The organism is Larkinella bovis (genome assembly GCF_042655385.1).
GTDB lineage: Bacteria > Bacteroidota > Bacteroidia > Cytophagales > Spirosomataceae > Larkinella > Larkinella bovis.
Window position 1 is genome coordinate 598,007 of sequence record NZ_JBHSMA010000002.1, and the last position, 12,453, is coordinate 610,459.

Here is a 12,453-nt window from a genome sequence, read left to right on the forward strand (position 1 = left end):
AATGTGTTACGGTGTCAAATACCCTATTTCTAAACTCCTGAATCTAAACGTTATGCGTAACGAGCGGCTAGCTCGGTTGCAACTTTCTTAATGACGGCGATGATGGTATCGTCGAGTTTGCCCGCCCGGAGCTGATCCAGGGTAGCCTGATGCTGGGTGCTCATTTGCAGCGCAAATTCGCTTTCAAACTCTTTTACCTTATTGACCGGCACTTTGTCGAGGAAACCGTTGGTTGATGCCAGGATAATCGCCACCTGCTGCTCCACCAAAACCGGCGAATACTGCGGTTGCTTCAGGATTTCCTGGTTCCGGCGGCCCCGTTCGATCGTCAGCTTCGTGGAAGCATCCAGGTCCGAACCGAATTTGGCAAAGGCTTCCAGTTCGCGGAACTGAGCCTGATCCAGTTTCAGCGTACCGGCTACTTTCTTCATCGACTTGATCTGGGCGTTACCTCCTACCCGCGAAACCGAGATCCCCACGTTGATCGCCGGACGGATACCGGAGTTGAACAGGTTGGTTTCGAGGAAGATCTGGCCGTCGGTAATCGAAATTACGTTGGTCGGAATGTAGGCTGATACGTCACCCGCCTGTGTTTCGATGATCGGAAGAGCTGTCAACGAACCACCCCCTTTCACCTTACCGGCCAGAGAGGGCGGCAGGTCGTTCATGGTTGCGGCAATTTCATCGTTGCTGATGATTTTGGCGGCCCGCTCCAGCAGACGGCTGTGCAGGTAGAATACGTCACCCGGGTAAGCTTCACGGCCCGGCGGACGACGCAGCAGCAGCGATACTTCGCGGTAAGCAACGGCCTGTTTCGACAAGTCATCGTAAACGACCAGGGCCGGACGGCCCGTATCGCGGAAGTACTCTCCGATAGCGGCCCCGGTAAACGGTGCGAAGAACTGCATCGGCGACGGGTCAGCGGCTGGAGCAGCCACGATCACCGTGTAATCCATGGCACCGGCCCGGCGCAGCGTTGCTTCCACCTGCTTGATGGTTGACGCTTTCTGGCCACAGGCTACGTAGATACAGTAAACGGGCTGACCTTTATCGTAAAATTCTTTCTGATTAATGATGGTGTCGATGGCCACGGCGGTTTTACCCGTCTGGCGGTCACCGATGATCAACTCCCGCTGACCCCGGCCAACGGGAATCATGGCGTCGATGGATTTAATACCGGTTTGCAGCGGTTCGGTTACGGGCTGGCGGAAAATAACCCCCGGCGCTTTCCGTTCCAGCGGCATGGCGAAGGTTTCGCCAACGATAGGACCGTTACCGTCGATGGGTTGGCCGAGCGTGTTGACGACCCGACCCAGAATTCCCTCACCCACGTTAACGTAAGCAATCTGGTTCGTCCGTTTAACCGTCGCACCTTCCTTGATATCGCTGTAGTCTCCCAGCAATACAGTTCCGACGTTGTCCTCTTCGAGGTTAAGGGCGAGTGCCTGCAAACCGTTTTCAAACGCCAGCAATTCACCAGCCTGCACTTTTGACAGACCGTAAATGCGGGCTACCCCGTCACCGATTTGTAATACCGTACCGATTTCCTCGAGTTCGGCGGTGGTTCTGGAGTTCGATAGCTGTTCCCGGAGAATGGCTGAAACCTCGTCGGGTCTAACTGATACCATATGAGTGGAAGAATCGTTTTATGATGGTTCTAAGAATTCGGGTGCAAAGTTACGTACTAAATTTCACTAAAACAGACCTTATCAAGAAAATTCCTCGCTAAAGTTTATACTTTTCTAAGAATCGGACGGCAGAAATCCGAATCGGCAGGCTGGCCCGCTTGTAACCGTGGTTTCGTGGCCCTCAAACTGGTTGCTCAAAAAAAATAACATTATTTAACAGACCTGAGTTGAGATACTAATAATTGTTTTTTACTTTAGTGAGTTGTGAGCAGTTCATGATCAGCAATCGGTTGTCTGCCGGAATGGATTGACTCCCCGCATTTACCCGCTGGCACCTGCCGATCACCATTCATCAATAATTTGTTTTATAAAATCCCGCTATTGCCAAACTTTTGACCTACAGTTTTACGTTTCCACCACAAGTACCTGATTTGAATACAACTTTTGAATCTTTCACATGACGATTAAACAATGGACTTTAGCCGGTCTTCTGTCGGCTGTATTTGCAACGGGTCAGGTAGTGGCTCAAACGAAAAAACCGGCTGCCAAGCCTAAACCCAAAGCGCCTGCGGCCGCCGTAACTTCTTCCCCGGTTAAACTAAACAATGCTATTGATTCGGTAAGTTATAGTATCGGTATCAATGTCGGACTTGGATTGAAATCGCAAAACCTGGGAAACGCTAACCTTCAAGCCCTTTCCAAAGCCTTACAGGATGCTCTTCAGTCGCAAAACATGCAGATTGCCCCCGAACAGGCTAACCGAATCATTCAGGAGTTTTTCATGCGGGAACGCACCGTCAGGGCCGAAGCCAATCGGAAAGTAGGGGAGCAGTTTCTGGAAGAAAATAAAAAGAAACCCGGCATCAAGTCAACCGCCAGTGGTTTACAGTATGAAATTGTAAAAGAAGGAACCGGCCCGAAACCGCAAACGACCGATACGGTGAAAGCCCATTATACCGGGCGACTGATCGACGGGACGGTTTTTGACAGCTCCATCGAACGCGGCCAGCCGCTCGAAATTCCGGTCAATCAGGTCATTCAGGGGTGGAGCGAAGCCCTGCAACTGATGCCCGTCGGGTCGAAATGGAAACTCTATATTCCGTCGGCACTGGCGTATGGTTCACAGGGAAGTGGTCCCCAGATCGGCCCGAATTCGACCCTTGTTTTTGATATTGAATTGATAGAAATAGTGAAAAAGTAAGCGGTTTCGATGGTTTGTAAGGCTAAAAATGGTTGAAGGGTGAAGAAAATCCAGTTGTTGAAAGCGCTGAGTGATCCAGGCTGCCTGAAACAACGGGAACGACCGACCTATTTTAACCGGCAGACTATCCGGCCTGAGTAAGAGTGGTGCTACATAAATCATAGAAAGGGGAACATGAGAAAGTACCTCATTACGTTAGTCCCGGTGCTGATGCTGAGCCTTCAGCCGGGTCCACAAGCAGGGATGTCGGCCGTACCGCTGCCCCCGCCAAGCGCTGATGATCTCAAACCGTCATTATCGCAGGAACATGTCGAACAACTGGTCGCGAAATTGCTGACGACTCACCACTATCGCAAGGTACGTCTGAATGATTCCCTGTCGTCGGTGGTCTACGAAAATTATCTTAAAGAGCTCGATGGTAACAAGGCCTATTTTCTGGCTTCGGACATCAACTCTTTCGAAAAATACCGCAACAACATCGATGATCAGCTGATCAACGGTGAACTGACGGCAGCGTATGAAATTTACAACGTTTTCCGGAAACGGTACCAGGAGCGCAACAAGTTTGTGCAGGAAAACCTGGTAAAGCCGTTCGATTTTACGGTTGACGAAACCTTCAATACCGACCGGGAGAAGGCCAACTGGCCGAAAAATCTGGAAGAGCAGAACGATCTGTGGCGCAAATTGCTGAAAAACCAGTCGCTGGAACTGAAACTGACCGGCAAAGCCGATACGTCGGTGGTCAACAGCATGAAGTCGCGGTATAAAAACCTCGACCGCTACATGAACCGGATTCGGTCCGAAGACGTATTCCAGATTTACCTGAACTCGTTTGCCGAATCGCTCGATCCGCATACGAATTATATGTCGCCCCGCGTCGCCGATCTTTTCAATCAGGATATGAGCGCTTCGCTGGAAGGAATCGGCGCCTTGTTGCAGGAAGACGGCGATTACATCAAGATTTCGGAGGTCATTCCCGGCGGACCGGCTTTTAAAAGCAAGCTGCTGGCCAAGGGCGACAAAATTATGGCGGTGGCGCAGGGCGATGGCCACATGGTCAATATTGTTGGCTACCGGGTGGATGATGCCGTGAAGCTGATCAAAGGTCCGAAAGGAACTACCGTGCGGCTGCAAATCCAGTCGCTCGACGCGGTAGCGGGTGCTCCGCCGAAAGAAATCCGGCTGGTGCGCGAAAAAATCAAACTGGAAGAACAGCGGGCTAAGAAAGAAGTCATTGAAATTACCCAGAACCAGAAGAAATACAAGGTGGGGGTCATCACTATTCCGGTTTTCTACCGTGATTTTGAAGGCGCCCGCAAGCGGGAAGAAGGCTTTGCCAGCACCACTGGCGACGTTCAACGGTTTTTGAATGAACTGAAAACCGAAAAAGTAGACGGGGTTGTGGTTGACCTGCGCGATAACGGCGGGGGCTCCCTGACCGAAGCCATCACCCTGACCGGTTTGTTTATTTCACGGGGTCCGGTGGTTCAGGTAAAAGAAGCCACCGGCGATATCGAAGTCCAGACCGATCCCGATCCGTCGGTGCTCTATGACGGACCGCTGGCGGTTTTGGTGAACCGCTTCAGTGCTTCGGCGTCAGAGATTTTTGCGGCTGCCATTCAGGACTACAAACGCGGGATCATTATTGGGAGCCAGACGTATGGCAAAGGAACCGTCCAGACGATGGTGGATCTCAATACCTGGCTGAAGGAGTCCGAGAAAGTAGGACAGGTGAAGATGACGATTGCCAAATTCTACCGGATTAACGGAAGCAGTACGCAGCACAAGGGCGTAACCCCGGATATTGAACTGCCGTCGGCATTCAGCGCGGAGGAATACGGGGAAAGTTCTCAACCCAGTGCTTTGCCCTGGGATCAGATTGCATCGGCCCGGTTTGATGCTACCCGGAATCTGGATGATAAGTTGATTGCTAAATTGCGCGACCGCTACGAGCAGCGCCTGAAATCCGATACGGACCTGAAACAGTTGCTGGCCGATTTTGCGGAACTGAAACGGGCCAAAGAAAAAACCGTGGTTTCGCTGCAGGAAGCGAAACGGAAAAAAGAACGGGACGAAGCTGAAAAACGCAGAAAGTCGATCCGGGAATCGGCCGGCGATCCGGTGGCGACGAACGACTCTTCCATCCCCGCCAAAGATCCGAAAGATCCCAAGGCGTCGAAGAAAGATCTGTATTTAATGGAGTCCGCCAAAGTACTGGCCGATTACATCGTCTTTACCAAAAATCCGCAGTAAGGATTGGTCATTACCCCGTTAAAAAGCCCGGCTGACGCAATCAGTCGGGCTTTTTGTTTCGTGTAGTGAACAAATACCGTAGCCAGTTATCCGGCTACGAACGCTGACCTGGGCCTAAAACGAATACGTAACCGCTAGCCCACGCTGGCAGGCGAAGGAGACCTCCGGGCGGAAGGCCAAACCGGCGGTTTTCCGGCGAAATTTATGCCATTCGGGTACGCCGATTCCGCAGGCTGCGCCGATGAGAAAGCCGGTCAGTACGTCGGTTGGGAAGTGTTTTCCGGCCTTCATTCGGTTTACACCGACCAGGATGGGTGGAACGGCCGCTACCGAGAAAATGGCCGCCCGTTTCCAGCCCCGGATGCGGTAATAGTCTGTTAGAACTTTGGCTCCGAAAAAGGTAGCGGTTGTACTGAAAGAAACATGACCGCTGTAAAACGAATTGCTTTTAGCGGGGCCGGTTTTCTGGTCCAGCGGAAGCAGGGCGTTGTAGGTGAGGGGCCGGGCGCGCCGGATGGAAAAAGCCGTCCCGAAGTACAGCAGGTTATTGACGACGTGGGCGGTGGCATACATCCCCAGCAAATCCAGCGCATCGTGCCGGATCGGTTTACTCAGCAGGAGTAGGAGCGGACTCGCAATCGAGAGGTTCAGAAACAGGTCCGACCGTTTCTGGGCGGTTTCGAAACCGGCCGGATTCAGGGACGCAATGGGCCGATCGAAGGCGTTAATGCGGACCGGATTCAGCTTGGCAACTTCAGCGGCATCCAGCGTGGCCACGCGGTCCAGTTTCCGAAAACCGAAGTAAGAAGCGCCCAGCAGTACGCCCGAACCCGCTAGTTCGTAGGACCGGTGAATGCGATACGGTGAAGCCGGAAGGGAGTCCGGCTGGGCAAAAGAAATCGTTGATTGGATCAACAAAACGGCAAGCGTCAGGCGTATTTTCATAAAAGGGACTCTCACGTTCGGACGGTGATTGGTAATGTAAATTCGGTTCTATCCAGGGAGCGGTTTGCGGACTCGTTGCTATCCGCGTGCAATTTTCGCTCCTGATTATTGATACAACAAAAAAAGCCCCGGTCTGGGCGAAACCGGGGCCTACTCATGAATACGTTGGTCTTTATTGACAGGTGTACGAATAGTCACTAATCTGGTAATGGGTGGTTCCGTAACTGTCGAACGGGTAATAGCTTCGGATGACGCGGCCGTGTTCATCAAAAACATAGTTGAATTCGTAGACAAAAGTTGCGGTTGGATTGACACCATCGTAGATTATCAGTGTTTGCCTGATCGGTAAATTCCTGCTGCTTTTCCCCTTATAAGGCCCCCGGTTGGGCGTGTTCAGTTTGGTTACATCATACTCAAACGTTTGCACCTCCGTAAGCGGTCCGTTCGGGCCTTTAAATGCTTCCCGGCGTTCCATCCGGACGATATTGCCGCCACTAATGGTATAACTGGTGGGGCCGTAAATCGTTGTATCGGCTACCAGATAACCATCCGAATCGTAGAACAATTCCGGTTTTTGCAGTAAACCCTGCGCATTCAGGGGTAACGTTTCTTCCAAATCCGGCGTGGGGGAGCCATAGTTGTACATTTTCGTCGTGACACTGTTGGGACCGTAATCAAAGGTAATCCGCTGGTTGGCCGAACTGCCCGTGTAGGTCAGGTAGTGGGTTTGGATAAGCCGGTTTTGACTGTCATACGTGTATTCATAGGATCTTTCCTTACCGATGGGAATCTGCTTACCGTCTACTTCCAGGATGTCATCCTTCAGGAGCCGTTCACCAAACGAACTTTTGGCGGTGAGGGTCATCGTCCGAAGCTGACAACCGGGCTCCTGAAGGGATGGGATGTGGTCCTGTAATGTACAGGCATCGAACAGGACAAAGAGTGCGATAGGCAGGAACGCTAAACGGAGAAATGTTTTCATACTCATGGACATAGAAAGATATTTACGTGTTGACTCTTGGGAGATAAGAGCAGAAAGGAAGGGGAAGGGTTGCAAGCGGGCTGCCATTTTTATTCAGCGGGATAGACCGCCGGAGCGCGATTCCATCCGGACTTTTTGGGGAGAAAATTTCTGTTGGAAAACCGCCCGGCGATACCGGTTTCTCTCTCCTCGGACAGAACCATTCCGGCGGTTCCGGATGTTCTCAAGTTGAGGTCGGTGATGGTTTTCAACCCGGTTTTCCGCCCAGTGGCCGATTGCAATCCGGAAAAGAACGGGATGAACCAGCCTGCCCATTCATACAACAACTCTAACAAACATTCGTATGGCTACGATTGCCCTGTATGGTTTTGGGCGCATTGGACGGCAGTTCCTGCGCGTTGGACTCAGTAAAAACCTGTTTGTCCCGGTTTCTATTTCTGACATTCGCGATGAAGCCACGCTGGCGGCTCTGTTTGCGGTCGATACCAATTATGGCCGCTGGCCCGAGCCGGTTTCGGGCACTGACGGCAAGTTAACCATCGGGAACCGCGAAATTCCCTATATCAATTCGGCAAAAGAAGTACCCGACTGGGCCGCGCTGGGCGTCGATCTGGTTGTCGATTGTACGGGTCGGGCCACCACCCGCGCCGGGGCGCAGGTTCACCTGGATCGGGGCGCCAAATACGTGCTGATCAGTGCACCGAGTAAATCCCTCGCCGATTGCGATGCGGTGTTGCTGAAAGGCATCAACCTCGATACATTCGACCCCGCCAATCACCATATCGTGAGCATGGGTAGCTGTACGACGAACGCCCTGGCAGCCGTGGTCAAAGTGGTGCTCGAAAACTTCGGTATTCAATACGGTTTGTTCTCGACGGTTCACTCGTATACCAACACCCAGTCGCTGACCGACCAGCCGATGAAAGACCGGCGCGATTCGTGGGCGGCTGCCGAGAATATCATTCCGTCGTCGTCGGGAGCGGCCCGTGCCTTGCAGTTTATCTGGAAAGACCTGAAAATTACCGGAAAAGCCTACCGGGTTCCAACCCGGACGGGCAGCATTGCCGAACTGAACCTGATTACGGAGAAAGACTGTACGGTGGAAGAAGTCAATGACGCTTTCCGGAAAGCCGCAGCCGAAGGACCGCTGAACGGCGTGATGGATGTGCTGGAAGACGAATGGGCGTCGTCGCGGATCGTGGCCGACCCGCACTCGTCCATCGTGGATTTACCCCTGACGGCAAAACAGGGCGGTTTATTGTCCGTCGCGGCCTGGTACGACAACGAATGGGGCTTCTCCAACCGGCTGGCCGAAGTGGCGGCTTACCTGGCGGAACGAATCTGACACCCGGAAACATAGGGATCAAACCGGCTCCGAAAGACCAGGTTGATCCCTATGCGGTTTTCAATCCGGTTCGGAGCGCTCTTTTTCCCAAATGTCTTCGTAGAGATCCGGGTGACGCCGGAACTGGGCATTGACGTACGGGCAGAGCGGAATGACTTTCAGCTGGTGCTGCCGGGCGTAATCGACCATCGCAGCCAGCAATTGCCCGGCGAGTCCCTTGCCTTCTTTCTGCGGAACCACTTCGGTATGATACGCCGTCAGGTACTGGTCGGATAAACCGACCACCATTTCGCCGATTTTTTCTTCTCCTTCCTGGATCACAAAAGCACTCAGCCCTTTGCCGAGTGTTTTAAACTGAATGTTTTCCATTGTAAGCGGTTTAACCGGGCTATTTTGCCCAAATTACGAGTTTTCAAGTCCCTTAAAGATAATGAAATATACCATTGAGCGACCACCCGCCCAGCCTAAGTTTACGGCCGGGAGTCCGATTCCAGGTCGGGCGGTGGCAGCGAAATGAACGTTCATATAGAAATATTCGTATTTTCGTTATTAAGATACCTGATGGGGCGGATTTAAGAGTGGGTTTTTACGCGACACAACTATGAAATGGTCATTTGTAATTCAGCAAAAAATAAAAGCAGCAGTCCTTTTAACCGGAATTATGTTGCTGGTGGTGCTATGTACCTTAATTTCACGAAGCACGATAAAAGATATTGATAAATCGTTTTCTTCCATTTATCAGGACCGGCTGATTCCGGCCGTTGATATGGTTTATCTAAGTGAAAACTTGTACACCAAACGGCTTTTGGTCGAAAATTACCTGTTCGCAGCCGCCGATATACAACCGGCGCAGATTCAGAGCCAGCTGACAAAACAGAACCAGGCCATCGACTCACTCATCCGTAAATTTGAGAAAACGGTTCTGACGGTTGATGAAGCGAAAAACCTGCGGGATTTTAAAAACCGGGTGGATGCCTATGCGCAGATCGAGCGTGAAATTCTGCAACTAAGTCAGGTGGGAAACCAACCGGCGGGCAGCGAACTGTTCAACGGATTGGGTTCGACTACGTTTCTGCAATCGATCAAATCCCTGAATGAACTGATAAAAATTCAGTCTGCCGAGGGACAGGTTCTCGTGAATGAATCGATGTCTGAATCGTCGCAATTTACCATGATTTCAACCCTGCAAATTGCCGTTGCGATTATTATTGGTCTCCTGATCCTGGGCCTGATTCATAATTCTAAAATAATCAATCAGGAAAGACAACCGTTTCACTTAAATTGATGCCAACCAGGTGATTCCTGGCTGACGCTATCGAAAATGGCGGTGGGCACCACCCCGTGGGCCGGTAGGGCATGATCCTAAGCGGGTCACCCTGACCGTTCCGAAAATACCCATCTCTGCAAAAAGATTCCCTGCGGTAAGCTTTTTCTTCTTTACTTTGGCATCCCGGATCGGATGTCCGGTTGAGCGAATGAATCTTGGTATTGAAATTGGCGGTACAAAACTGCAAATTGTCGCGGGCGAAGGACCCGCAATTGGCCGGCATTTCCGGTTTTCAGTCGACAAAGCCCGGGGCGCGGCTGGTATTCTGTCCCATATTGAGGAAGCCATTCGGCAGCTAAATGACCCCCTCGCAAGCATCGGAGTGGGCTTTGGCGGCCCGGTGGATACGCAAACCGGGCAGATTGCAACTTCCCATCAGATTGAAGGCTGGTCCGGTTTTGGACTAGCGGACTGGCTGCGCGAGCGCACATCGGCGCCCCGGATTTGCGTCGAAAACGACGCGAATGTGGCCGCGCTGGGCGAGGCTCTACACGGCGCCGGACGGGACTTTCGGCACGTTTTTTACGTGACGCTGGGCAGTGGTGTGGGGGGAGGCATGGTCGTCGATGGGCAGATTTACCACGGACGGCCACCGGGTGAAACCGAAATCGGGCATATTCGTCTCGACAAAACCGGCTCCACCCTCGAGTCGGTCTGTTCGGGCTGGGCCGTCGACCGCGAAATCCGGCAGGCCGTCGCGCAGGGATCCGACAATGCCGTGCTGAAGCAGCTGATCGGCTCCACGACCACCGGCGAAGCCCGGTTTTTGCGGGCGGCTTTCGACCAGGGCGACCCGATGGCTCAGCGGATTCTGGCGCGAATCGCCGACGATCTGGCGTTTGGACTTTCGCACGTTGTCCACCTGCTGCATCCCGATGTCATTGTGCTGGGTGGGGGGCTGTCCCTGACTGGCGAACCCTTGCGGATGGCCGTTGAAAAAAGATTACCCACCTATATCATGGGCGCGTTCCAGCCCGGTCCGGCGATTCGTCTGGCCGAACTGGGCGAAAATGCCGTGCCAATTGGGGCCTTAAGTTTATAAAGAACGAATGGGGCAAAACCGCCGTCCCGTCCGACAACCCGACTCACTTTTACCGTTACCCGTATGCAGACGTATTTTGAGCAGTACCTCGTTGACCACCAGGCCGCGATCAATTCCATTCCCGTTGACCAAGTAGAAAAAGTTGTTAAGTTGTTGAAAACCTGCTGGGAAGAAGATCGGCAGTTCTTTGTTTTTGGCAATGGCGGTAGTGCGGCCAATGCCTCCCATTTTATGACGGACCTGGGCAAAGGCGCTTCCGATAAACTCGGCAAACGATTTCGTTGTCTGTCATTGAACGACAATACCGCCTGGCTGACGGCCTTGGGCAACGATTATTCGTATGATGACGTCTTTGTAGGGCAGTTGCAGAATTACGCCAAACCCGGTGATCTGGTGCTGACGATGAGCGTGAGCGGCAGCTCGCCCAACCTGGTGAAAGCCATTCAGTGGGCCAATGAGCACCAGCTAACGACGGTCGCGCTGGTGGGAGGGAAACGCGGCAAGCTCGCCGAGCTGGCGCAGGAAGTCATCGTGATCGATTCCGAACATTACGGTCGGGTCGAAGATGCGCACATGACGATTTGCCACATGCTGTGCTACGCCTTCATGGAAAATCCGGTCTAACGGCTAACAATCTAGCCGAAGGCCGATCATGACCGACCATTCGGTACGGTTTTGTGCGGGATTTGACATCCCGCACAGTTGATCTTTCATCTCATTGGGGAGGTGTCGTATTCAGAAAACCGGCTACGTTTTCTTTGGTAATGCGCAGCAAACCGGTATTGACCGTTGCGGGAATCGTCGTAATGTCGGGGCGACTGGTATGGCCCAGGGGATTCGTCTGGTGCACCATATCGTACAGAAACTGAGCACCGTACCAGGTAAACAACGCCCGTTTCTGGCCCGCCAGCATGTGGATGACGCCCTCCTGGACCAGTCGCAGGTGTTCGGGCTCCCAATCGACGGTCGTTATTTTCACCTTTCCGGCCCGCCCGGCTTCGCGAACGGCGAGGGCCATGCCCGGCCCGGAATTGGAATCAAAACCGCATAAACCGGCCAGGTCGGGATGGGCCGCCAGCAGGTCGGAGGTGATGCGGGCGGCTTCTTCGACATTGGATTTGTCGTCGAATTTTCCCACAACTTCAAGGCCGGGGTAATTTTTGATCGCATCCAGCAAACCCCGAAAACCGGCTTCCATGTTCGTCAGGCCCAGAAGGCCCATGTAGGCAATTTTGCCCTTGCCGTTCAGCAACCGAACCATTTCCCGGCCCTGCATCTGACCGATCTCGTACCAGTCCGTTCCCAGAAAAGCGTGCCGGTTGGAGTTGGGAATATCCGAATCATACACCACCGTCGGGATGCCAGCCGCAACCGCCTTGTTGATCACCGGGGCCAGGGCCGGGTCGGTGCCATTGATGAGCAGGCCCGTGGGGTGCGTCCCGATAACTTCTTCGATGGTATTGATCTGGGCCGGAACATCCCAGTCGGCCGGCCCTAACACCGATACTTTAACGCCCCGTTGCTCCCCCCAGCGCCGGAACGTTGCCTGATCGTGGTTGACGTACATCGGCATGGTAACGGCCGTGGTCACCATAACGTATTCTTCCGTTGCGCCGGTTTCGGTCGAGGAAGCCACCGTCCGCAGCGTGGTCGAATGCGTTGCCCCGCGCGGGGGGAGTTCGCAGGCCGTTAGCAGGAGCAGAGCGAGGTAAACAAACTTTTTCATGGGG

12 protein-coding genes are annotated in these 12,453 nt (G+C 53.0%); 6 read left to right on the forward strand and 6 right to left on the reverse strand.

The annotated features are described in order from the left end of the window. Positions 1-50: 50 nt before the first annotated feature. A complete protein-coding gene (atpA, locus tag ACFPMF_RS09645) occupies positions 51-1,628 on the reverse strand; it encodes a F0F1 ATP synthase subunit alpha (RefSeq protein WP_379843733.1) in 1,578 nt (525 codons plus the stop codon). A gap of 457 nt (positions 1,629-2,085) precedes the next feature. Here atpA and ACFPMF_RS09650 point away from each other — a divergent pair, with 457 nt between their 5' ends. Both ACFPMF_RS09650 and ACFPMF_RS09655 read left to right on the forward strand, forming a co-directional pair. Continuing rightward, positions 2,086-2,829 (forward strand): FKBP-type peptidyl-prolyl cis-trans isomerase, encoded by a 744-nt coding sequence (locus tag ACFPMF_RS09650; RefSeq protein WP_379843736.1) that lies wholly within the window; start codon positions 2,086-2,088, stop codon positions 2,827-2,829. Between the two features lie 174 nt (positions 2,830-3,003). After that, the gene (locus tag ACFPMF_RS09655) at positions 3,004-5,082 is read left to right on the forward strand and encodes a carboxy terminal-processing peptidase (protein ID WP_379843738.1); all 2,079 of its coding nucleotides are present in this window, start codon (positions 3,004-3,006) and stop codon (positions 5,080-5,082) included. 114 nt (positions 5,083-5,196) lie between these two features. Here the strand turns inward: ACFPMF_RS09655 and ACFPMF_RS09660 are convergent, their stop codons facing one another. The 3 genes from ACFPMF_RS09660 to ACFPMF_RS09670 all read right to left on the reverse strand — a co-directional run bounded on the left by ACFPMF_RS09660 (position 5,197) and on the right by ACFPMF_RS09670 (position 7,344). Further along, entirely contained in the window at positions 5,197-6,027 is an 831-nt protein-coding gene (locus ACFPMF_RS09660) for a phosphatase PAP2 family protein (protein ID WP_379843741.1), read from the reverse strand. Positions 6,028-6,199: 172 nt separating this feature from the next. Then, positions 6,200-7,009: a hypothetical protein gene (locus ACFPMF_RS09665; RefSeq protein ID WP_379843744.1), complete on the reverse strand. Its 810-nt coding sequence runs from the start codon at positions 7,007-7,009 to the stop codon at positions 6,200-6,202. Positions 7,010-7,098: 89 nt separating this feature from the next. Beyond that, positions 7,099-7,344, reverse strand: coding sequence for a hypothetical protein (locus ACFPMF_RS09670; RefSeq protein WP_379843747.1), 246 nt, complete (start codon positions 7,342-7,344; stop codon positions 7,099-7,101). Between the two features lie 8 nt (positions 7,345-7,352). Between ACFPMF_RS09670 and ACFPMF_RS09675 the strand changes: the two genes are divergently transcribed. Beyond that, positions 7,353-8,354, forward strand: a complete 1,002-nt coding sequence (locus tag ACFPMF_RS09675) for a type I glyceraldehyde-3-phosphate dehydrogenase (RefSeq protein ID WP_379843750.1) — start codon at positions 7,353-7,355, stop codon at positions 8,352-8,354. 60 nt (positions 8,355-8,414) lie between these two features. Here the strand turns inward: ACFPMF_RS09675 and ACFPMF_RS09680 are convergent, their stop codons facing one another. After that, a complete protein-coding gene (locus tag ACFPMF_RS09680) occupies positions 8,415-8,723 on the reverse strand; it encodes a GNAT family N-acetyltransferase (RefSeq protein WP_379843753.1) in 309 nt (102 codons plus the stop codon). Between the two features lie 232 nt (positions 8,724-8,955). On the opposite strand from ACFPMF_RS09680, the gene ACFPMF_RS09685 reads away from it, so the two are divergent. The 3 genes from ACFPMF_RS09685 (at position 8,956) to ACFPMF_RS09695 (ending at position 11,347) form a co-directional block, all read left to right on the forward strand. Next, positions 8,956-9,639: an MCP four helix bundle domain-containing protein gene (locus tag ACFPMF_RS09685; RefSeq protein WP_379843756.1), complete on the forward strand. Its 684-nt coding sequence runs from the start codon at positions 8,956-8,958 to the stop codon at positions 9,637-9,639. A 190-nt stretch (positions 9,640-9,829) separates the two neighbouring features. Beyond that, positions 9,830-10,723 carry an ROK family protein gene (locus ACFPMF_RS09690; RefSeq protein ID WP_379843758.1) on the forward strand — a complete coding sequence of 298 codons (894 nt, stop codon included), beginning with the start codon at positions 9,830-9,832 and terminating at the stop codon, positions 10,721-10,723. Between the two features lie 63 nt (positions 10,724-10,786). Next, positions 10,787-11,347, forward strand: coding sequence for a D-sedoheptulose-7-phosphate isomerase (locus ACFPMF_RS09695; protein WP_379843761.1), 561 nt, complete (start codon positions 10,787-10,789; stop codon positions 11,345-11,347). A gap of 91 nt (positions 11,348-11,438) precedes the next feature. On the opposite strand, the gene ACFPMF_RS09700 is transcribed toward ACFPMF_RS09695, so the two are convergent. Then, the gene (locus ACFPMF_RS09700) at positions 11,439-12,449 is read right to left on the reverse strand and encodes a substrate-binding domain-containing protein (protein WP_379843764.1); all 1,011 of its coding nucleotides are present in this window, start codon (positions 12,447-12,449) and stop codon (positions 11,439-11,441) included. Between the last annotated feature and the right edge of the window lie 4 nt (positions 12,450-12,453).

Excerpts from the sequence above, each read along its gene's own strand:
- atpA (WP_379843733.1), bottom strand. The coding sequence starts at position 1,628 with ATGGTATCAGTTAGACCCGACGAGGTTTCAGCCATTCTCCGGGAACAG.
- ACFPMF_RS09650 (WP_379843736.1), top strand. The coding sequence starts at position 2,086 with ATGACGATTAAACAATGGACTTTAGCCGGTCTTCTGTCGGCTGTATTT.
- ACFPMF_RS09655 (WP_379843738.1), top strand. The coding sequence starts at position 3,004 with ATGAGAAAGTACCTCATTACGTTAGTCCCGGTGCTGATGCTGAGCCTT.
- ACFPMF_RS09660 (WP_379843741.1), bottom strand. The coding sequence starts at position 6,027 with ATGAAAATACGCCTGACGCTTGCCGTTTTGTTGATCCAATCAACGATT.
- ACFPMF_RS09665 (WP_379843744.1), bottom strand. The coding sequence starts at position 7,009 with ATGAAAACATTTCTCCGTTTAGCGTTCCTGCCTATCGCACTCTTTGTC.
- ACFPMF_RS09675 (WP_379843750.1), top strand. The coding sequence starts at position 7,353 with ATGGCTACGATTGCCCTGTATGGTTTTGGGCGCATTGGACGGCAGTTC.
- ACFPMF_RS09680 (WP_379843753.1), bottom strand. The coding sequence starts at position 8,723 with ATGGAAAACATTCAGTTTAAAACACTCGGCAAAGGGCTGAGTGCTTTT.
- ACFPMF_RS09685 (WP_379843756.1), top strand. The coding sequence starts at position 8,956 with ATGAAATGGTCATTTGTAATTCAGCAAAAAATAAAAGCAGCAGTCCTT.
- ACFPMF_RS09690 (WP_379843758.1), top strand. The coding sequence starts at position 9,830 with ATGAATCTTGGTATTGAAATTGGCGGTACAAAACTGCAAATTGTCGCG.
- ACFPMF_RS09695 (WP_379843761.1), top strand. The coding sequence starts at position 10,787 with ATGCAGACGTATTTTGAGCAGTACCTCGTTGACCACCAGGCCGCGATC.
- ACFPMF_RS09700 (WP_379843764.1), bottom strand. The coding sequence starts at position 12,449 with ATGAAAAAGTTTGTTTACCTCGCTCTGCTCCTGCTAACGGCCTGCGAA.